Annotated in this window: 25 protein-coding genes; 17 read left to right on the top strand and 8 right to left on the bottom strand. The window is 66.4% G+C overall.

Annotated elements, in window-relative coordinates; all coding sequences use genetic code 11:
• Positions 1-12 precede the first annotated feature (12 nt).
• Positions 13-1,692, bottom strand: a complete 1,680-nt coding sequence (locus ACO6D6_RS10655) for a glutamine--tRNA ligase/YqeY domain fusion protein (protein WP_484785235.1) — start codon at positions 1,690-1,692, stop codon at positions 13-15.
• Between the two features lie 13 nt (positions 1,693-1,705).
• Positions 1,706-2,230 (bottom strand): DUF4112 domain-containing protein, encoded by a 525-nt coding sequence (locus tag ACO6D6_RS10650; RefSeq protein WP_484785234.1) that lies wholly within the window; start codon positions 2,228-2,230, stop codon positions 1,706-1,708.
• 147 nt (positions 2,231-2,377) lie between these two features.
• On the opposite strand from ACO6D6_RS10650, the gene gltX reads away from it, so the two are divergent.
• Positions 2,378-3,757: a glutamate--tRNA ligase gene (gltX, locus tag ACO6D6_RS10645; protein ID WP_484785306.1), complete on the top strand. Its 1,380-nt coding sequence runs from the start codon at positions 2,378-2,380 to the stop codon at positions 3,755-3,757.
• Positions 3,758-3,788: 31 nt separating this feature from the next.
• On the opposite strand, the gene ACO6D6_RS10640 is transcribed toward gltX, so the two are convergent.
• Genes ACO6D6_RS10640 through ACO6D6_RS10625 form a run of 4 tightly spaced genes read right to left on the bottom strand, consistent with a single transcriptional unit; the run spans position 3,789 to position 6,771 of the window.
• On the bottom strand, positions 3,789-4,538 hold the full coding sequence (locus ACO6D6_RS10640) for an amino acid ABC transporter ATP-binding protein (protein WP_484785233.1): 750 nt from the start codon (positions 4,536-4,538) through the stop codon (positions 3,789-3,791).
• Between the two features lie 5 nt (positions 4,539-4,543).
• Positions 4,544-5,224: an amino acid ABC transporter permease gene (locus tag ACO6D6_RS10635; protein ID WP_484785232.1), complete on the bottom strand. Its 681-nt coding sequence runs from the start codon at positions 5,222-5,224 to the stop codon at positions 4,544-4,546.
• Positions 5,205-5,864 (bottom strand): amino acid ABC transporter permease, encoded by a 660-nt coding sequence (locus tag ACO6D6_RS10630; RefSeq protein WP_484785231.1) that lies wholly within the window; start codon positions 5,862-5,864, stop codon positions 5,205-5,207. The genes ACO6D6_RS10635 and ACO6D6_RS10630 overlap by 20 nt, the downstream gene beginning before the upstream one ends.
• A gap of 31 nt (positions 5,865-5,895) precedes the next feature.
• On the bottom strand, positions 5,896-6,771 hold the full coding sequence (locus ACO6D6_RS10625) for a cysteine ABC transporter substrate-binding protein (RefSeq protein ID WP_484785230.1): 876 nt from the start codon (positions 6,769-6,771) through the stop codon (positions 5,896-5,898).
• Positions 6,772-7,051: 280 nt separating this feature from the next.
• Here ACO6D6_RS10625 and ACO6D6_RS10620 point away from each other — a divergent pair, with 280 nt between their 5' ends.
• On the top strand, positions 7,052-7,177 hold the full coding sequence (locus ACO6D6_RS10620; protein WP_484785229.1) for a hypothetical protein: 126 nt from the start codon (positions 7,052-7,054) through the stop codon (positions 7,175-7,177).
• A gap of 51 nt (positions 7,178-7,228) precedes the next feature.
• Here the strand turns inward: ACO6D6_RS10620 and ACO6D6_RS10615 are convergent, their stop codons facing one another.
• Both ACO6D6_RS10615 and ACO6D6_RS10610 read right to left on the bottom strand, forming a co-directional pair.
• Entirely contained in the window at positions 7,229-8,641 is a 1,413-nt protein-coding gene (locus ACO6D6_RS10615; protein ID WP_484785228.1) for an FtsX-like permease family protein, read from the bottom strand.
• Positions 8,638-9,348 (bottom strand): ABC transporter ATP-binding protein, encoded by a 711-nt coding sequence (locus tag ACO6D6_RS10610; protein ID WP_484785227.1) that lies wholly within the window; start codon positions 9,346-9,348, stop codon positions 8,638-8,640. The genes ACO6D6_RS10615 and ACO6D6_RS10610 overlap by 4 nt, the downstream gene beginning before the upstream one ends.
• A 405-nt stretch (positions 9,349-9,753) precedes the next feature.
• Here ACO6D6_RS10610 and ACO6D6_RS10605 point away from each other — a divergent pair, with 405 nt between their 5' ends.
• The 15 genes from ACO6D6_RS10605 (at position 9,754) to ACO6D6_RS10535 (ending at position 18,890) form a co-directional block, all read left to right on the top strand.
• Positions 9,754-10,467 (top strand): sensor histidine kinase, encoded by a 714-nt coding sequence (locus ACO6D6_RS10605; RefSeq protein WP_484785226.1) that lies wholly within the window; start codon positions 9,754-9,756, stop codon positions 10,465-10,467.
• Positions 10,464-11,138, top strand: coding sequence for a LuxR C-terminal-related transcriptional regulator (locus tag ACO6D6_RS10600; protein ID WP_484785225.1), 675 nt, complete (start codon positions 10,464-10,466; stop codon positions 11,136-11,138). Before ACO6D6_RS10605 ends, ACO6D6_RS10600 begins: the two co-directional genes overlap by 4 nt.
• A 274-nt stretch (positions 11,139-11,412) precedes the next feature.
• The gene (gene rpsJ, locus ACO6D6_RS10595; RefSeq protein WP_014847259.1) at positions 11,413-11,724 is read left to right on the top strand and encodes a 30S ribosomal protein S10; all 312 of its coding nucleotides are present in this window, start codon (positions 11,413-11,415) and stop codon (positions 11,722-11,724) included.
• Between the two features lie 8 nt (positions 11,725-11,732).
• Positions 11,733-12,395: a 50S ribosomal protein L3 gene (gene rplC, locus ACO6D6_RS10590; protein WP_484785224.1), complete on the top strand. Its 663-nt coding sequence runs from the start codon at positions 11,733-11,735 to the stop codon at positions 12,393-12,395.
• Positions 12,392-13,279 carry a 50S ribosomal protein L4, sunset domain variant gene (gene rplD, locus ACO6D6_RS10585; RefSeq protein WP_484785223.1) on the top strand — a complete coding sequence of 296 codons (888 nt, stop codon included), beginning with the start codon at positions 12,392-12,394 and terminating at the stop codon, positions 13,277-13,279. Before rplC ends, rplD begins: the two co-directional genes overlap by 4 nt.
• Positions 13,276-13,584 carry a 50S ribosomal protein L23 gene (gene rplW, locus ACO6D6_RS10580; RefSeq protein WP_484785222.1) on the top strand — a complete coding sequence of 103 codons (309 nt, stop codon included), beginning with the start codon at positions 13,276-13,278 and terminating at the stop codon, positions 13,582-13,584. The genes rplD and rplW overlap by 4 nt, the downstream gene beginning before the upstream one ends.
• Before the next feature lie 17 nt (positions 13,585-13,601).
• Positions 13,602-14,438 carry a 50S ribosomal protein L2 gene (gene rplB, locus ACO6D6_RS10575; protein WP_484785221.1) on the top strand — a complete coding sequence of 279 codons (837 nt, stop codon included), beginning with the start codon at positions 13,602-13,604 and terminating at the stop codon, positions 14,436-14,438.
• Between the two features lie 18 nt (positions 14,439-14,456).
• Positions 14,457-14,738, top strand: a complete 282-nt coding sequence (gene rpsS / locus ACO6D6_RS10570) for a 30S ribosomal protein S19 (RefSeq protein ID WP_484785220.1) — start codon at positions 14,457-14,459, stop codon at positions 14,736-14,738.
• Between the two features lie 28 nt (positions 14,739-14,766).
• Positions 14,767-15,168, top strand: coding sequence for a 50S ribosomal protein L22 (rplV, locus tag ACO6D6_RS10565; RefSeq protein ID WP_484785219.1), 402 nt, complete (start codon positions 14,767-14,769; stop codon positions 15,166-15,168).
• A 2-nt stretch (positions 15,169-15,170) separates the two neighbouring features.
• Positions 15,171-15,983 carry a 30S ribosomal protein S3 gene (gene rpsC / locus ACO6D6_RS10560; protein WP_061788451.1) on the top strand — a complete coding sequence of 271 codons (813 nt, stop codon included), beginning with the start codon at positions 15,171-15,173 and terminating at the stop codon, positions 15,981-15,983.
• Positions 15,984-15,986: 3 nt separating this feature from the next.
• Entirely contained in the window at positions 15,987-16,406 is a 420-nt protein-coding gene (gene rplP, locus ACO6D6_RS10555) for a 50S ribosomal protein L16 (RefSeq protein ID WP_014847251.1), read from the top strand.
• Positions 16,406-16,639 (top strand): 50S ribosomal protein L29, encoded by a 234-nt coding sequence (rpmC, locus tag ACO6D6_RS10550; protein ID WP_014847250.1) that lies wholly within the window; start codon positions 16,406-16,408, stop codon positions 16,637-16,639. The genes rplP and rpmC overlap by 1 nt, the downstream gene beginning before the upstream one ends.
• A 2-nt stretch (positions 16,640-16,641) precedes the next feature.
• Positions 16,642-16,914 carry a 30S ribosomal protein S17 gene (gene rpsQ, locus ACO6D6_RS10545; RefSeq protein WP_484785218.1) on the top strand — a complete coding sequence of 91 codons (273 nt, stop codon included), beginning with the start codon at positions 16,642-16,644 and terminating at the stop codon, positions 16,912-16,914.
• Between the two features lie 69 nt (positions 16,915-16,983).
• Positions 16,984-17,649, top strand: coding sequence for a response regulator transcription factor (locus ACO6D6_RS10540; protein WP_484785217.1), 666 nt, complete (start codon positions 16,984-16,986; stop codon positions 17,647-17,649).
• On the top strand, positions 17,646-18,890 hold the full coding sequence (locus tag ACO6D6_RS10535; RefSeq protein ID WP_484785216.1) for a HAMP domain-containing sensor histidine kinase: 1,245 nt from the start codon (positions 17,646-17,648) through the stop codon (positions 18,888-18,890). The genes ACO6D6_RS10540 and ACO6D6_RS10535 overlap by 4 nt, the downstream gene beginning before the upstream one ends.
• Positions 18,891-18,937: the final 47 nt, after the last annotated feature.

Raw genomic sequence — 18,937 nt, 5'->3', positions numbered from 1 at the left:
GTGAGTGGGCTTTCAGCCGCGTTTCTGAATGCTGGCCCACTCGTCCCGCAGCCCCACCGTGCGGTGGAACAGCAGCGGGGTGTGGTCGTCGGCGGCGAAGTATCCGAGCCGCTCGAACTGCACCACCTCTCCCGGGGCGGCATCCGCCAGCGCGGGTTCCACCTTTGCGTCGGTGAGCAGCTCGCGGGATGCGGGGTTGAGGTCGTCCAGGGCCTCGCCCGTGCGTTCCCCAGGAGCCTCGGCGGTGAACAGCCTGTCGTACAGGGCGACGGTGGCATCCAGGGCGTGCGGGGCCGAGACCCAGTGCATCGTCGACTTCACCTTCCGGCCGTCGGCGGGGGTGCCGCCCCGGGATTCCGGGTCGAAGCTGCAACGCACCTCGACGACGTTGCCCGCCTCGTCCTTGACCACGTCGCGGGCGGTCACCAGATAGGCGCCACGCAACCTGACCTCACGACCGGGGGAGAGACGGAAGTATTTCGGTGGCGGAACCTCCCGGAAGTCATCCTGCTCGATCCACAGCTCCCCGGTGAACGGCACCAGGCGGGTGCCGTCGGCAGGGTTCTCCGGGTTGTTGACCACCTCGAACCACTCGACCACCGGGCTGCCGTCGGCCTCGGTGGGCCAGTCCAGCAGGGTCAGCTTCAAGGGCCGGGTCACGGCCATCCGGCGCTGCGCCGTCGCATTCAGCACGCGACGCACGTAACTCTCCAGCTCCTCGATGGCCTTGCGGGAATTGGTGCGGGTGGTGCCCACCTCGCGGCAGAACGCCCGGATGGCGGCCGGCGGGTAGCCGCGCCGCCGCAGTCCCCGGATGGTCGGCATCCGCGGATCGTCCCAGCCATCCACGACGCCGTCCGCGACCAGTTTCGCCAGGCGACGCTTGGACGTGACGGTGTGGGTCAGCTCCAGTCGCGCGAACTCGTACTGGCGCGGGGGAGCGGGAACCTCGAGCTGCTCCAGGAACCAGTCGTAGAGAGGCCGGTGGGATTCGAACTCGAGGGTGCAGATGGAATGGGTGACGCCCTCGATGGCGTCGGACTGGCCGTGGGCCCAGTCGTAGGTGGGATAGATCGACCACGTCTCACCCGTGCGGTGGTGTGCGATGTTGCGGATGCGGTACATCACGGGGTCGCGCAGCTGCATGTTCTCGTGCGCCATGTCGATCTTCGCCCGCAGCACCCGTGAGCCGTCGGGAAACTCCCCTGCGCGCATCCTCTCGAACAGGTCGAGGTTCTCCGCGACGCTGCGGTTGCGGAACGGCGATTCGACGCCGGGGGTGTTGAAGGACCCCCGGGTGGCCGAGATGGTCTCACCGTCCTGGTCGTCGACGTAGGCCAGGCCCTTCTCGATGAGCTGCACGGCCCAGTCGTGGAGGGTCTCGAAGTAGTCGGAGGCGTGGCGCACCTCAGAGGGTTCGTAGCCCAGCCACTCGATGTCCTCGACGATGGAGTTGACGAAGGCCTCCTCCTCGGTTTCCGGGTTGGTGTCGTCGAGACGCAGCATGCAGGTGCCACCGAAGTCCTCGGCGGTGCCGAAGTCCACGACGATGGCCTTGGCGTGGCCGACGTGGAGGAAACCGTTGGGTTCGGGTGGGAACCGGGTCTGGACCCTGCCACCGTAGGTCCCTGCCTCGTTGTCGCGGCGGATGGCATCGGTGATGAAGTTGCTGGGGACACCCGGTTCGCTCATGGTGGCGAAGCTATCACCTTCCAAGCCACAGGCCGAACAACCAGAACAGCAACACGAACGGGGTGGCCAGCAGGACGAGCGTGACCCCGAACACCAGCGTCAACGCCACCAGCCAGTAGGTGATGGTTGCCCTGCGCACCTGGTCGTGATCCTCGATGGCGCGGTGCAGCAGTTTCAGGTTCTTCGCGTTCGACATCCACAGGGCGTCGAAGAAGGAACCGATCAGCGGAACTGAACCGAGACACCAGTTGACCACGTAGTTCCACAGCATTCGGAGAAGAACCGGCACGGGGACGCGCAGCCGGACCGCGTCGAGGATCACCACGCATCCCAGGGCCGTCGCCACCACGTTGCCGGCGGCCGGAACGAGACTCAGCAGCGGGTCGAAACCGAAGCGGAAACCGGTGCCGGGCACCCGGAAGACCTCGTCCAGCCAGAAGGTGAAGTGACGGCTGATGGGGGAGGGGCCGTCCTTGGGTTCCGGGAGGGAACCCGAGGCTCTCAGCGTGCGTGAGCGGTGGGATTCACGGGAGGACACGGCATCATGATGCCACTGGGCGGGACCGCGGGTTCGGACCCGCGGCGGTGGGGCCATTAGGCTTGGCCCACTATGACTGAGCTGACTCCCGCCCGCACCCGCGTCGCCCCCTCCCCGACGGGGGATCCGCACGTCGGCACCGCGTTCATGGCCCTGTTCGACAAGGCGTGGGCCGCCAAGACCGGTGGTGCATTCGTGCTGCGGATCGAGGACACCGACCAGAACCGGCTCGTGGCGGGCAGCGAGCAGCAGATCCACGACACCCTCGCCTGGCTCGGGCTCTCTCCCGACGAGGGGCCGCTGGAGGGCGGCGAGTTCGGGCCCTACCGGCAGTCGGAGCGGCTCGACACCTACCGGCCGTTCGTCGAGCGGCTGATCGCCGACGGGCACGCCTACCACTGCTGGTGCTCCTCGGAGCGTCTGTCCGAGCTGCGCAAGGAACAGGAGGCCTCGAAGGCAGCGAAGACCGGATACGACCGGCTCTGCCTCGGGAAGAGCCGCGAGGAACGCAGCCGGCTGCCCGGGTTCACCGAGACCCCGGTGGTGCGGATGCTCGTGCCCGACGACGCACCCCTGACCTTCACCGACATCATTCGCGGCGAGGTGAAGGCTCCTTTCCCCGACGACCAGGTGATCCTGAAGGCCGACGGATTCCCCACCTACCACATGGCAGTGGTCGTCGACGACCACCTGATGGGGATCACGACGGTGGTGCGCGGTGAGGAGTGGATCAGCTCCACCCCGAAACACCTCCTGCTGTATCGCTGGCTCGGTTTCCCCGAACCGCAGTACGCACACATGCCGCTGCTGCGCAACACCGACAGGTCGAAGATCTCCAAGCGCCGCAACCCGGCCGCCCGCCTGATGTGGTTCCGCGAACAGGGTTACCTGCCGGAGGCGGTCCGCAACTTCCTGCAGCTGCTCGGCTATCCGCCGGCCGACGACGACTCCGAGGTGGCAACCTTCGAGGATTTCGTCGAAAACTTCTCCTGGGACAAGGTCAACACCACCGGCCCGGTTTTCGACGTGAAGAAACTGGACTGGCTGAACGGCCATTACATCCGCGCACTCGGTGCCGAAGAACTGACCGCACGGATCGTCGCCTTCCACACCGAACGCGGCGACTGGGATGCGAACATCGACATCGACGTGCTGCGCAGGGCCGTGCCGCTGGTCAGCGAACGCATGACCCTGCTGGGCGAGGCCCTGCCGAAGCTGGGGTTCCTGTTCACCGACCGGGTGGAGATCGAGGAAGCGGCCCGCGCGTCACTGCCCGGCAACGCCGCGGAGGTCCTCGACGCCGGGATCGAGGTGTTGGAGACGGTGCCCTTCGACGCCGCCTCGATCCAGGCCGGGCTGCGGGAGAAACTCGTCGACGGACTGGGCATCAAACCGAAGTTCGCCTTCGGGCCGCTGCGGGTTGGACTGACCGGGGCCAAGGTGTCGCCGCCGCTGTTCGAGTCCATGGAGATCCTGGGTCGCGAGGAAACCCTCAAACGGTTGCGCGCGCTGCGTGAAACCCTCTGATCGGCGGGCCTCTACCTCAGGAAACACCTGGTCAGCTCTTGCGCTGGTGGACGGACTCGAACTCGAACGTCTTGAGGAACGCCCGTGCGCGTTCCGTCTCGGGATCGGTGAAGAACTTCTCAGGTGGGGCGATCTCGACGATCCGGCCCGCATCCATCAACACCACCCGATCCGCGATCGCCCGCGCGAAGGGCATCTCGTGGGTGACGATGAGCATGGTCATGCCATCGGCTGCCAGCTCCAGCACCACGTCGAGAACCTCGCGGACGATCTCCGGATCCAGGGACGCGGTGATCTCGTCGAGCAGCAGCAACTCCGGGTGCATCATCAACGCCCGCACGATCGCGACCCGCTGCTTCTGACCTCCCGACAGCTCACGCGGCAGCGACCTCGCCTTCCCGGCGAGTCCGACACGCTCCAGCAGCCCCGTGGCCTCCTTCACGGCCTCGTTGCGGTCGCGCCCCTGCACCAGGCGAGGGCCGAGCAGCAGGTTGTCCATCACGTTCAGGTGCGGGAACAGTTCGTAGCTCTGGAACACCATCCCGACACGTTGCCGGATCTCGGTCCAGCGGGTTCCGGGATCCGTGATCACGACACCGTCCAGTTCCACACTGCCGTCGGTGATCGTCTCCAGACCGTTCAGGCAACGCAGCAGCGTCGACTTCCCGCAGCCCGAAGGCCCGACGACGGCGATCACCTCACCGGGGGCGACCTCCAGGTCGATCCCGTCCAGGGCCCGGAGGTCCCCATAGTTCTTCCCCAGGCCTGAGATTCGCAGCATCGGGGTCATGTGGTGGCCCACTTCCTCTCGAGACGCCGCGCACCCCACGAGATCGGGAAACACACGACGAAATACATGATCAAAACGGTGCCGTAGATCCACAGGGCACCGTCGGGATGGGTGAAACGGTTGACGTCGATGATCTGCTGGCCGACCTTCAGCACCTCGACCACACCGATGAGAGCCACCAGGGGAGTGGTCATGATCATGCGGTTGGTCAGGTTGATTGTGGTCGGGAGCAGACGACGCGCCGCCTGGGGCAGCACGACGTGGCGCTGCACCTGCCATGGGGTCAGGCCGAGCGCCTGCGCACTGGCGTACTGGTGTTTCGGGATCGACGTGATGGCGGAACGCACCAGGTCGCCCATTTCGGCCGTGCCCCACAACGTGAACACGACCACCGCGGCCGCCCGGCCGTCGAGGTTGACACCGAGATAGCGGGCCAGGTCGAAGAACACCAGGAACAACAACACGATCTGCGGCATGATCCGCACCACCTCCAGGTAGATGCGGGTGAACAGCTTCACCACCGGGTTCCGCGATGTCATGACGATGCCCAGCCCGATGCCGAGAACGATCGAGAAGGCCATGGCGATCAGGGCAATGGATGCGCTGACCCACAGCCCCTCAAGCAGCCGCAGGAAATTCCGTCCCTGGAGGAGCAGCTCAATCCCCGAACGCTGCACGGCGCAACCTCCTCTCCAGGAAACCGGCGCTCAGCGAGACCGGAAGCAGGATGAGCAGGTAACAGACGACGAGCAGCAGCAGGGCCTCGGACGTCTGATATTTCGAACCGATCTGCTCCTTCGCCCTGAACACCAGATCGGGCAGGGCGATGATGCTGACCACGGAGGTCTCCTTCACCAGGAACACCAGGTTCGCCGTGATACCCGGCATGCTGATGGCGACGGCCTGCGGAAGAATCACCCTTCGCATTGCCTGCCATGGTGTCAGACCGAGGCTCAGGGAGGACTGCAACTGGATCGGCTCCACCGCATCCAACCCGCTGCGCAGCGTCTCCGCCATGAAACTGCCGCCCAAGAAGGCAAGGCCGATGATGGCGCAGATCTCCTGGTCCAGTTTGATCCCGAGCTTCGGTAGCCCGTAGTAGAGGAAGAAAAGCTGTACCAGCAGTGGGGTGTTGCGTGAGATCTCCACGTACGCGGCTGCCAGATGGCGGGCCACGGGGATGCGGAAGTGCTGCGCCACGGCGCAGCAGATCCCGGCGAACAGGGCGCCGATGACCCCGAACAGCGCGACCCGCACCGTGAGCAGGGCCGCCTCGGCGTAGACGGGGGCCGAACTGAAGACGATGCCCCAGTTCATGTCAGCTCCTCGCCGGTGACGCTCCTCATGCTCAGAGCTGGCCTCCTTCGACCACCAACTCATCCGCGGACGCCGAATCGCCGTAGATGGGTCGCAGGGTCTGTTCGAAGTCGGCGTGGAAGAACTGTTCCTTGCCTAGGGTGACCAGGTGTTCGTTCAGCCAGGACAGCAGCGTCCCGTTGCCCTTGGTGACGGCACCAGCGATGCTGTCGGGGTCACCGAGAGCCGTGATACCCGCGGTGAAACCGTCGCTGGAGATCGCCCAGGCGAGGGCCTCGGTGTTGTCGGTGACCCAGGCATCCCCGCGGCCGTCGGCCAGGGCGCTGGTGGCATCGTTGTACTGCTCGTACTTGTCAGGTTCGATCTCCGGATGGTTCTTGGCCAACCAGGTCTCGGCCGTGGTGCCCTTGACCACGATGATCTTCTTGCCGGCCAGCTGGGACTCCTCCGTGATCAGCGCCGAGTCCGGGGAGACCACCCCGAGGGAGACCTTCATGTAGGGGTTGGCGAAGTCCACCTTCTCCCCGCGTTCCGGTGTGACGGTGAAATTCGCCAGGATGATGTCCACCTTCGCGGTCTGCAGGAACTCGACCCGGGAAGCGGCCTCGACGGGAACGTAGTCCACCTTTGCGCCTAGGTCCTTGCCGATTCTCTCCGCGTAGACCACGTCATAGCCTGCGGGTTTGCCGTCGGCATCGACATACCCGAAGGGGGCTTTGTCGCTGAAAACCCCGATCCTGACGGTGCCGGAGGACTTGATCTGGTCGAGGGTCCGGAACTGTCCGTTGTCGGCTGATCCGGTTCCGGAGGAAGCGACCGGATCGGGCGACGCTCCGGAGCAGGCGGTGAAGGCCAGGGCCAACGACGCGAATGTGCCACCCAGGATGTGGCGACGGGAAATGGGCATGGGTACTCCTTGTTCAGGGTGTGGATCGTTGACCATCAACAGGTGTGACGGGTCAGTCTGCGACGGCTGCCGGAAAACGCAGAAAAATGCGAGTGCGCAGTGAAGATGAAAATTCCGGGACGATCCGGACTTCCGGGTGCGTCAGAACTGACAGACCGGGTGGGAACACCGGCATGCAGAGGCGGTGAAGTGCGCGCCGAGCTGCATCATGCGGGGATGTTCCATGAGGTCAGACACTAGGTCGGAGCCATGTGTGGAGTCAAGGGGGAAGCGTGGGGAATTGACGACGAGGCTGTTGCCCCATCCCGAGCCGGTGTTGCTCGCAGCCTTTTTCGCAGGTTTCGTCCTGCCGGCCATGGGCACGTGGCGGATGGTGGTGCGCAGCCACGTCGGGACACAGTCGTGACCTCCCGGCCCGTGGCGTGCCGCCGATCCGGGCCGGGAGGCCGGTGAGTGGTCAGTCGTTGCGACGGCGCTGGGTTCCCAGCACCCGTTTCTGAAGGGGGTGGGTGGCCAGCAGGGCCAGGGCGGCGAGGACGAAACCCGTCACGATCACCGTGATCACCACCACGACCCCGGTCGTGGGCAGCTGATACCCGTGCTTCTCCACTATGTTCACCAACGGCTGCGCCATGCCGAAACCGAGCAGGTAGCCAGTGGTGGTGACCAACGCCAGCGGTCCCAGGTTCTCCAGCCACTGCACCCGAGCGTGGAAGGACTCGGGGGTGCCGATGCGGTGCAGCGCGATCGTGAGGTCGGAGCGTTCGAACACCGAAGAGGCCTGACTGATGAGGATGGAGGTGGCGGTCAGCAGCAGGGCGACGGCCAGGGTGATGATGACCCCCTTGGTGAAATCCCACGTGGCTTTTTCGGAGAAGGCCGTGAGGGCCTCGCTGTCCTTGCCGTTGAGCTCGATGGGCATCCTCCCGAGGTAGCCCGCGATCAGGGCCAGGATCCCCAGCCCGCCGATGCGGCGCCAGGCGCTTCGGGGATCGGCCAGGATCCGGCGCCCGGCCATCAGCACCGCGGGCCCGGGAAGCAGGAAGTACAAACGGGAGAAGTGTTGGAGCATCCACGGGCCGAAGAGGTTGTAGCCGAAGATCACGCAGCCGATGATCGCAGCGAACACCACGTAGCCCATGACCTCCCGGCCGGCCTGGATGTGAGGAAGCATGGCGAATGCAGCCACCAGGATTCCGGCGAACACCGCGACCCGCTTCCAGGTCGTGGGGGGTTTCACGCCGCGGCGTGCGACGCCGAGCGGGGAGATCCGCACCTGCCGCAGACCCCACCAGGTGGCGATCAGCGCGATGATGACGTTCGCGGCGGCGACGGCCAGCGCCAGCCACCAGGGCAGTACCAGCGTCACCGGTTGGGTCTGGAACTCCAGTGCTCCCCAGGCGGGGGCGGTCACCAGGTAGAACAGGCCGCCGAGGAGGGTGCCGATGCCCGCCTGGATGGCCGAGTCGATCAACGACATGCGGGTCACGTCACCGGAACTCAGGCCGAGCAACCGCAGGGCTGACAGCCGCTGCTCCCGGCCCCGTGCCCCCAGCACCGCAGCCGAGGCGGACAACGAGATCATCGTGGGCACCAGCAGGGCCGTGGCGATCAGGGCCAGGACGAAGTAGAACATCAGGACCAGATCGAAGGAGGAATCCTCTGCCTTGAGGGCGGCCAACAGGCCCGCGGGGTGGCTCCAGCGTTCGTGGAACATCATGGTTCCACCCGCGATGGTGAAGGCCAGGGCCGCGGATATGGTGTTCGCCAGCACCGAGGCGAAGAACAGCAGGGCCTCGCCCTGGCGAACCGCGAACCGCGCGCGGGTGAGCTGGAACGTGAGGCTGGTCAAACCGGTGGCGGCGCTCATCGTGCGACCTCCACGTCTAGGCGGCGGTCGGCGTGGACCAGACCGTCACGGATCTCCACCAGGCGCGAACACCAACGGGCGACCGCCGGGTCGTGGGTGACCATCACCAGCGACGCACCGGCCTGGGCGGCGGTGGCGGTCAGCAGCTGCATCACCTCGTGGCCCGTGGCCTGGTCGAGGGCACCGCTCGGTTCGTCGGCGAACACCACACGGGGGTTCGTCGCCAGCGCGCGGGCTATCGCGACTCGCTGCGCCTGCCCGCCGGACATGTCGGAGGGGCGGCGATCAGCCAGATCGGGAATACCGATCTTCGCCAGGATCTCGTCGGCCTTCGCCAGCGCGGTGCGACGCCGGGTGCCGGTGAGCAACAGCGGCAGCGCCACGTTCTCGCGGGCCGGGAGCTCCGGGATCAGCTGGCCGTCCTGGAAGACGAAACCGAACTGACTCAAACGCAGGTGGGAGCGCTGCGCATCGGACATCCGGGTGAGGTCCTCGCCCGCGAACAGCACATGGCCGTCGTTCGGGACCAGCACCCCCGACAAACAATGCAGGAGGGTGGACTTGCCGGAACCGGAGGGCCCCATGATGGCGACGGACTCCCCGGAGGCGATGGTTAGGGAGACCCCGGCCAGTGCCTTGACCGTGCCGAAGCTCTTGGTGATGTCGTGGGTGGCCAACAGGGCTGCTGAATAGGTGTCGTCGAACATGTCTCGATTCCATCGCCGGGAGCGGTCGCGCAACACAGGGTGCACTCCACATTTGGGGTGGTGTCAGCACTACCCATTCTCCTACACCGCATGCCCCCGGAGCTGCTTGAACCGGCATGCGAGTGTCAACGGGTGGGTCCATCCCAGGTCGAAGTTGGTTGAGCCGGCCTGCGAGCGGCAGCGAGTGGGTCGTGTCGAAACCTTGGTGTCCTTGTGCGGGGTCTTGGGGTTGGGTTTGTTTTTCGGGTGCTGGTGGTTTCGACTCGGGTCGCTCGTTCCTCGCGCCCCGGCTCAACCGGCTTCGTAAGGGCTCGCGACTCGGCTCAACCGGCTTTGGAGGGGATTCACGTGCCGGGTCAAGCCTTGGTCGTGGGATTCGCGGGGTGTGCGAGATAGATTTCTGTCATGCGTTGGGGAAGGAAACGTCTGGTCAGCCATGAGCAGGAGGCCGCCCAACGGATCGCCGAGCTCACCGCTTCGCGGCGGGTCATCGTCGAGGCCTACGAGGTGGAACGCCGCCGCATCGAACGAGATCTCCACGACGGCGCCCAGCAGTACCTCGTGGCCGCCGCCATGAAGGTGGGGGAGGCGCAGCTCTCCCCAGCGGTTGAGAACGACCCCGTCGCCGCGCGGCTCCTGGCCGAGGCCGGCGCCGCCATTCAGGAGGGTCTGGGGGCGCTTCGCCGGACGATCCGCGGCATCCACCCGCAACTGCTCAGACAACAGGGTCTTCCGGCGGCGCTCGAGGAGGTGGCGGCCACCGCGGCCAACCGGGTCCGCATCGTCGCACCGCACCCGCTTCCCGAACTCCCCGAGGGGGTGCTGGCGGTCGGTTATTTCTTCGCCTGCGAGGCCATCGGAAACGCCGCCAAGTACGCGCCCCGCGCTGATGTGACCGTGCTGCTGGCCGCCGACCGGAACCTCCGGGTCTCCGTCGTGGACCAGGGGCCGGGCGGCGCGAGAATCATTCCCGGGCACGGACTGGCGGGCATGAGGGAACGCCTGGCGGCCGCGGGCGGTGAACTCACCATCTCCTCCCCGCCCGGAGGCCCCACCCAGCTGGCCGCCACCATCCCCCTTCTTCTGGACCGAGGTGAACCTGCGGTGGTGATCCCATGACCACAGTGCTGATGGCCGACGACTCCGCTCTGCTCCGGGAAGGACTCGTCGGGCTCCTGGAGCGCCAGGGGTACGAGATCGTCGGGCAGGAACACCGTGCCGACGCGCTCCTGGCCACCGTCGCCGAACTGGCCGGGCGCGATGCGTTGCCCGACGTGGTCATCACCGACGTGCGGATGCCGCCGACCATGACCAATGACGGTCTCCGGGCCGCGATCCGGATCAAGGAGGAGCATCCCCAGGTGGCGGTCCTGGTGCTGAGCCAGTACGTCTCCCCGCTGCACGCCCAGGAGCTGTTCGCCATCCCCGCCCCACCCGGGGCGGGCGGGGCCGGATACCTCCTCAAGGACCGGGTGGCGCAGGTTGCGGACTTCATCGGGGCGCTGCGGATGGTGGTCGGTGGGGGAGTGGTGATCGATCCGGAGGTGGCCCGGGCCATGATGCAGACCTCCCGTTCCGGGCTGGGGGAACTCACCCCGCGAGAACTCGAGGTGATGGAGCTCATGGCCCAGGGACTCTCCAACAACCAGATCGCGGGGCGGCTCTTCCTGTCCGGGGCGGCCGTGGCGAAACACGTTTCCAGTATTTTCTCCAAGCTCGGTTTCGAACCCGATGACGAGAACCGCCGGGTGCGTGCCATACTCGCTTTCCTGAACCGTCCCACTCCCTGAACGCGGCGGTGATTTGGATCGTCGCCGAGGGCGTGCAAGAATGTGCAGGTTGCTCCGCAAGGGGTGGTTTGTGCCGCGCGTGCGGCAAATGCCCTCCTTGTCGAGGTCGAGCAGGTGGCCCAAGCGCGAGATGTGACCTCCGGGAAGCTGGAGGCAGGTCTTTCCTTGCGGCTTCGGGCCCGACACTCCCGACCTCGGGGGTCGGGGCGACGAGGGGTCCAGGCCCCAAAAAGTTCATGAGAACTCCATCAGGGACAAGTAGAAGGAATGAACTGTGGCGGGACAAAAGATCCGCATCCGGTTGCGGGCGTATGACCATGAGGTCATCGACAGCTCGGCGCGCAAGATCGTCGACACCGTGACTCGCACCGGTGCCAAGGTGGCAGGCCCCGTGCCGCTGCCGACCGAGAAGAACGTGTTCTGTGTGATCCGTTCGCCCCATAAGTACAAGGACAGCCGCGAGCATTTCGAGATGCGCACCCACAAGCGGCTGATCGACATCCTCGATCCCACGCCGAAGACCGTCGATCTGCTGATGCGCCTCGACCTTCCGGCCGGTGTCGACATCGAAATCAAGCTTCCGTGAGGTCCGAGATGAGCAACAGCGAACGAATCGTCAAGGGCATCCTGGGCACCAAGCTCGGCATGACCCAGCTCTGGGACGAGAACAAAAAGGTCGTCCCCGTCACCGTCATCCAGGCCGGGCCCTGCGTCGTGACCCAGGTCCGCACCCCCGAGAAGGACGGGTACAACGCCGTCCAGCTCGGTTTCGGGGCCATCGCTTCCAGGAAGGTCACCAAACCGGCCCAGGGGCACTTCGACAAGGCAGACGTCACCCCCCGCAGGCACCTGCTCGAACTGCGCACCGCCAACGCATCCGAGTTCACCCTCGGCCAGGAGCTGACCGCCGAGCTCTTCGCCGGTGGTGAGATCGTCGACGTGACCGGCACCACCAAGGGCAAGGGCACCGCGGGTGTTATGAAGCGCCACGGTTTCGGTGGTCTCAAGGGCTCCCACGGTGTGCACCGCAAGCACCGTGCTCCCGGTTCCATCGGTGGCTGCTCCACCCCCGGCCGCGTGTTCAAGGGCCTCCGCATGGCGGGTCGCATGGGTAACGCCAAGGTGACCGTCCAGAACCTCAAGATCCACGCCGTCGACGCCGAACGCGGCCTGCTGCTGGTTCGCGGCGCGGTCCCCGGCAACAACGGCTCGCTCGTCGTCGTGCGAAGCGCAGCAAAGAAGGGTGAACAGGCATGAGCTCCATCACCGTTGACGTCCACGCCCCCGGGGGCAAGAAGGCCGGCAAGGCCGAACTGCCCGGCGAGATCTTCGACGTCCAGACCAACATTCCCCTGATCCATCAGGTCGTGGTGGCCCAGCTTGCCGCTGCCCGCCAGGGCACGCACTCCACCAAGACCCGCGGCGAGGTCCGTGGCGGCGGCAGCAAGCCGTGGCGCCAGAAGGGCACCGGCCGTGCCCGTCACGGTTCGCGTCGTTCCCCGATCTGGACCGGCGGTGGCACCGTTCACGGCCCCAAGCCGCGCGACTACTCCCAGCGCACCCCCAAGAAGATGATCGTCGCGGCCCTGCGCGGCTCTCTGTCCGATCGCGCCCGCGACGGCCAGGTCTTCGTGGTCTCCGAGCTGGTCTCCGGCGAGGTTCCCTCCACCCGGACCGCCCTGGGGACGCTGGCGCAGCTGGGTGAGCTGAAGAAGGTGCTGGTGGTCCTCGACCGGTTCGAGGAGGTCGCCTGGCTGAGCCTGCGCAACGTCCCGACCATCCACGTCCTGGCCGTCGACCAGCTCAACGCCTACGACGTGCTGGTGGCCGACTCGGTGGTTTTCACCTCCGCGGCACTGGCGGCCTTCACCAACCGGGGCGCCGAGGCGATCGCCACCGAATCCGAGGTCGAGGACACGACCGAGGCCAAGGCCGAGGCGAAGGACTACGGCAAGGATTCCTACCGCGGTGACAAGCCGCCCGCCGGGTTCGACATCAAGGGCAACGAGGACTCCATGAAGTTCCACACCCCTGAGTCGCCGTGGTATTCCCGCACCATCGCCGAGGTCTGGTTCAACTCCGCCGAGGCCGCCGAGGCCGCCGGATTCGTGAACGTGATGGAAGGCAAGGAAAAGAAGTGAGCGAGCTGAAGATCCGCGACCACCGCGACATCATCCTGCGCCCCGTCGTCAGCGAGAAGAGTTACAACCTCCTCGACGAGAACAAGTACACGTTCGTCGTGGCGCCCCACGCCAACAAGACCGAGATCAAGATCGCGATCGAGAAGATCTTTGATGTTCGCGTCACCGCCGTCAACACCCAGAACCGTCAGGGCAAGCGTCGCCGCACCCGTTTCGGCATCGGCAAGAGGGTCGATGTCAAGCGCGCCATCGTGACCGTTGCCGAGGGTGACCGCATCGACATCTTCGCCGGTCAGGGCGAGTGAAGAAGGACTGATTCGTCATGGGTATCCGTAAGTACAAGCCGACGACGCCGGGTCGCCGCGGCGCCAGCGTCTCCGACTTCGTCGAACTGACCCGTTCGACCCCGGAGAAGTCGCTGCTCGTCCCGAAGCCGAAGACCGGTGGCCGCAACAACTCGGGTCGTATCACCACGCGTCACATCGGTGGTGGTCACAAGCAGGCCTATCGCATCATTGATTTCAAGCGTTATGACAAGGACGGGGTGCCGGCGAAGGTCGCTCACATCGAGTACGACCCCAACCGCACCGCCCGCATCGCGCTGCTGCACTACCGCGACGGCGAGAAGCGCTACATCATCGCACCCAACGGCCTGACCCAGGGCACCGTCGTGGTTTCCGGTCCGGGTTCCGACATCAAGCCCGGCAACAACCTGGAGCTGCGGCAGATCCCCGTCGGCACCACGGTGCACGCCGTTGAGTTGCGCCCCGGGGGCGGCGCCAAGCTGGGTCGCTCCGCCGGTGCGGCCATTCAGCTGGTGGCCCGTGAGGGCAAGTACGCCACCCTGCGCATGCCCTCGGGTGAGATGCGCATGGTCGACGTTCGCTGCCGCGCCACCATCGGCACGGTCGGCAACGCCGAGCAGTCGAACATCAACTGGGGCAAGGCCGGACGCAACCGTTGGAAGGGTATCCGCCCGACCGTTCGTGGCGTCGTGATGAACCCCATCGACCACCCGCACGGTGGTGGCGAGGGTCGCACTTCGGGTGGTCGCCACCCGGTGTCCCCGTGGGGCAAGCCCGAGGGCCGTACCCGCGACAAGAACAAGGCGAGCAGCCGTCTCATCGTGCGTCGCCGCAAGACCGGCAAGAAGCGCTGATAGGGAGCCTGAGGAAATATGCCACGCAGCCTGAAGAAAGGCCCCTTCGTTGACGACCACCTGCTGAAGAAGGTGGACGTTCAGAACGAAAAGGGCACCAAGAATGTCATCAAGACCTGGTCGCGCCGCTCGATGATCGTCCCGGACATGCTGGGCCACACCATCGCGGTGCACGACGGCCGCAAGCACGTCCCGGTGTTCATCACCGAGGCCATGATCGGTCACAAACTGGGCGAGTTCGCCCCCACGCGCACCTTCCGGGGGCACGTGAAGGAAGACAAGAAAGCCCGTCGCCGCTGAGGCGCGCGAGGATAGGACTAACGAAACGATGAGCAACGAAAACGGCAACAGCGCCCGTCGCGAGGCCCTGCTCGGTGATCGTCCCGGCTCCTACGCCATCGCGCGTCACGTCCGGATGAGCCCGATGAAGGTGCGTCGTGTGGTGAATCTGATCCGCGGCATGGACGTCTCCGAGGCACTCACCGCCCTGAAGTTCGCCCCCCAGGCGGCTTCGGAGCCCGTGTACAAGGTGGTGGCCTCGGCCGTCGCCAACGCCGAGAACACCGAGGACCTGGACCCCCGGGACCTGTACGTGTCCAAGGCATTCGTCGACGAGGGCGTGACCCTGCGTCGCATCCGTCCCCGCGCCAAGGGCTCCGCCTCGCGGATCCTGAAACGCGGCTCCCACATCACTGTGGTCGTTGAACCCCGAGAGTCGAAGGAGGCCTGAGCATGGGGCAGAAGATCAACCCGAACGGCTTCCGTCTCGGCATCACCACGGATCACATCACCCGCTGGTACGCGACGAAGAACTACGCGGACTACGTGGCCGAGGACGTGAAGATCCGCAACTACCTGACCAAGTCGCTGGAACGCGCCGGGATCTCCTCCATCGAGATCGAGCGCCGTTCCAAGCGGGTCACCATTTTCCTGCACGCTGCGCGTCCCGGGATCGTCATCGGCCGTAATGGCGCCGAGGCGGAGCGGGTGCGGGCCGAGCTGGAGAAGCTGACCGGCAAGCAGGTGCAGCTGAACATCCTCGAGGTCAAGAACCCGGAGATCGACGCCCAGCTCGTCGCGCAGGGTGTCGCCGAGCAGCTGGGTGCGCGCGTGGCCTTCCGCCGCGCGATGCGCAAGGCCCAGCAGACGGCGATGCGCGCCGGCGCCAAGGGCATCCGCATCAAGTGCTCCGGGCGTCTCGGCGGGGCCGAGATGTCGCGTTCCGAGGGCTACCGCGACGGCCAGGTGCCGCTGCACACCCTCCGCGCCGACATTGATTACGGCTTCTACGAGGCCCGCACCACCTTCGGGCGGATCGGCGTCAAGGTGTGGATCTACAAGGGCGACGTCACCGGCACCCGCGCCGAACGCGCCGCCCAGAAGGCCGCCCGCAACTCCGCCCCCACCGGTCGTCAGCGTTCGGGCCGTCGCCCGGGACGCGGCGAGGGCCGTGGAGATCGTCCCGAGCGCGGCGGACGCCGTCGCGCCGAAGCAGCCCAGGCCCCGGCCGAGGCTGCTCCCGAAACCTCGAACGCAGGAGCGTGAGCCATGCTGATTCCTCGTCGCGTCAAGTTCCGCAAGCAGCACCACCCGAAGCGTGACGGTGTTGCCAAGGGCGCCACGAAGCTCGCCTTCGGTGAGTACGGCATCCAGGCGCTCGAGTCCTCCTACCTGACGAACCGTCAGATCGAGGCGGCTCGTATCGCCATGACCCGTCACATCAAGCGTGGCGGCAAGGTCTGGATCAACGTCTACCCGGACCGTCCCCTGACCAAGAAGCCGGCCGAGACCCGCATGGGTTCCGGCAAGGGTTCGCCCGAGTGGTGGGTGGCCAACGTCAAGCCCGGCCGGGTGCTCTTCGAGCTCTCCGGCGTGGGTGAGGATGTGGCCCGTGAGGCGATGCGCCTCGCCATCCACAAGCTGCCCTTCAAGGCCCGTTTCATCAAACGCGAAGCAGGTGAGATCTGATGAGCAAGGCCCTGACCGCCAACGAGCTGCGCGGCCTGTCCCGCGAACAGCTCAACGCCAAGGTGGTGGAGCTGAAGGAGGAGCTGTTCGGCCTCCGGTTCGCTGCCGCCACGGGGCAGCTGGAGTCGCACGGGCGGCTTCGCGAGGTCCGCAAGGACATCGCCCGCGTCTACACCGTGTTGCAGGAACGCAACCTCGGCATCGTCGATGAGCCCGCGATCCAGGAGAAGTGAGTATGTCTGAAGCCACCACCCAACAGCGCGGCCGCCGCAAGGTGATGCAGGGCGTCGTCGTCTCGGACAAGATGGACAAGACCATCGTCGTCCTGGTCGAGGACCGCGTGAAGCACCCGCTCTACGGCAAGGTCATGACCAAGTCGTCGCGCATCAAGGTCCACGACGAGGACAACACCGCCGGTATCGGTGACCGCGTCCGCGTCATGGAGACCCGTCCATTGTCGGCGCAGAAGCGCTGGCGCCTGATCGAGATCATCGAACGCGCCAAGTGATTCGCCAGGAAGTGGCCCGTCCCGGTTGGGGCGGGCCTTTCCGTTTCCAGTGGCGGTTACGATCAGCCCATGGGCGTGTTGATCGTCGACGACGAAGCTGAGCTGGCCGATGCCATCGCAACGTACCTGCAGGCTTTCGGGCTTGAGGCCGAGTACGTCGTTGATGGCGCCTCCGCGTTGGCTGCGTTCAACGCGCGCCCGCCGAAACTGGTCGTGCTCGATGTGAACCTGCCGGATGTGAACGGGTTCGAGGTGTGCCGCGCAATGCGGGCAAGGAGCGAGGTGCCGATCCTGTTCCTGTCGGCTCGGGGCAGCGACGACGACCAGATCCTTGCTCTGGGGCTCGGGGGTGACGATTACGTTCGCAAACCCGTCTCCTTGGCGGTGCTGCTGGCCAAGGTTCGCCGCATGCTGGACCGGCTGGGACAGCCGCGGGGTTTTCGCGACGACTGGCTGGTGGTTGACGACGACGCCGACCGGGTCTTCGTGGATGGGGTCGAGGTAAAGCTGACGGCGATGGAGCACCGGCTGCTTCGGCATCTCGTGGCGAATCGTGGGCGGGTCGTGCCGAAGGAGGAACTGTTTACCGCGGTCTGGGATTCGCCGCTGACCGGCGATGCCACGCTCAGCGTGCATGTGCGTCGTCTGCGCACCCACATCGAACCGGATCCGGCCGACCCCCGCTACGTCAAGACGGTGTGGGGGCGTGGCTACGTCTTTGAGGGCGGCCGGTGAGGCGTTTCGCCACCCTGCTCGTGGCTCCCGTGGTACTGCTGCTTGGGGCGGTCGCGGTGTGGCTGGCCCCGGCTCCCGCTGCGCCGCGGTTCGATGTCGTGGAGGCCAACGACTTCCTCGCCCACGTGCGTGCGACCTGGCCCCGCATCGAGGCCACCTATTCCGGTGATTGGACGATCGTCGCGGGCGGCAGCGTGGTGGCAAGCAGCGGCGACCCGATCGTCTCCGACCTCGAGGCCGCCCAGCGGGGAGCGTTCGGGTTCGACGTCGTGGTTGATGGCCGAGTCGTGGGTCGTGCGTGGCTGGGTTCCCGACAGCAGCAGCATTGGGCGATGGTCTGGGGGAGTGCGCGACGCATCGGGGCCGGTGCGCTGGGGCTGGCCGGGGTGGGTGCCGCCGCCTGGGCCTTCTGGGCGTGGGTGAGGTTGTTGCGACCCTTCCGGCGCCTGGAGCAGTTTGCCGCCGATGTCGGTGCGGGCAGGCTGGATGCGCCTCTCAGAGTGGATCGTGGGCAGGCCTTCGGGGCCTTCACGAGCTCCTTCGACCTGATGCGTACTGAACTCGCGGCCGCCCGCGAGGCCGCAGCCAAGGCGGAGGAGGCCAAACGCGACTTGGTCGCCCAGCTGAGCCACGACCTCCGAACCCCCGTCGCCACGATCCTGGCCAATGCCGAGCTGCTCGCGCTCAAGGAGGGCGATGCGGTCCGGCAGCAGCGGCTCGACGCGATCGCCGAGCGGGCCCGGCTCGTCGACTCCCTCATTGACGAGCTCAGTGCCGCCAGCGACGACCGCCTGGACGCGCTGCCCGTCGTCCCCGAGGAATTGTCGACGCCGCGCGTCGCGGGTCTGCTTCGTGCGGCCGATGCGACGGGGGCGCTCGAACCGTTCCAGCTGGCCGAGGCGATCGTCGTCGCCGACCCGAAGCGCCTCGCCCAGATCCTCGACAACCTCCTGGGCAACGCGGCCAAGTACGCGGGTACGCGGGTTGTCGTCGACTCCGGTACCACGGCCGAGTCGTGGTGGCTGCGTCTGACGGACGCAGGCCCCGGCGTGCGCGACGAGGAGGTCGCAAGCCTGGTGGTGAAGCGCTTCCGAGGATCCAACGCGGCCGGCATCCCGGGCTCGGGCCTGGGGTTGTACACCTCGGCCTGGCTGGCCGAGCGCATGGGGGGCGACCTGACCCTGGCCAACGCGGATGGCTGTGCTGGTTTCGTCGCTCAGCTCACCCTGCCCTTGGCCTAGCCGAACCGCGCCGGGTGTTACTGCCGTGGCCGCCTCCCAATGCCCGT

This window comes from Arachnia sp. (genome assembly GCF_057238465.1).
The sequence above is the reverse complement of the archived record's forward strand: the minus strand, read 5'-3'. Positions and strand labels throughout refer to the sequence as shown.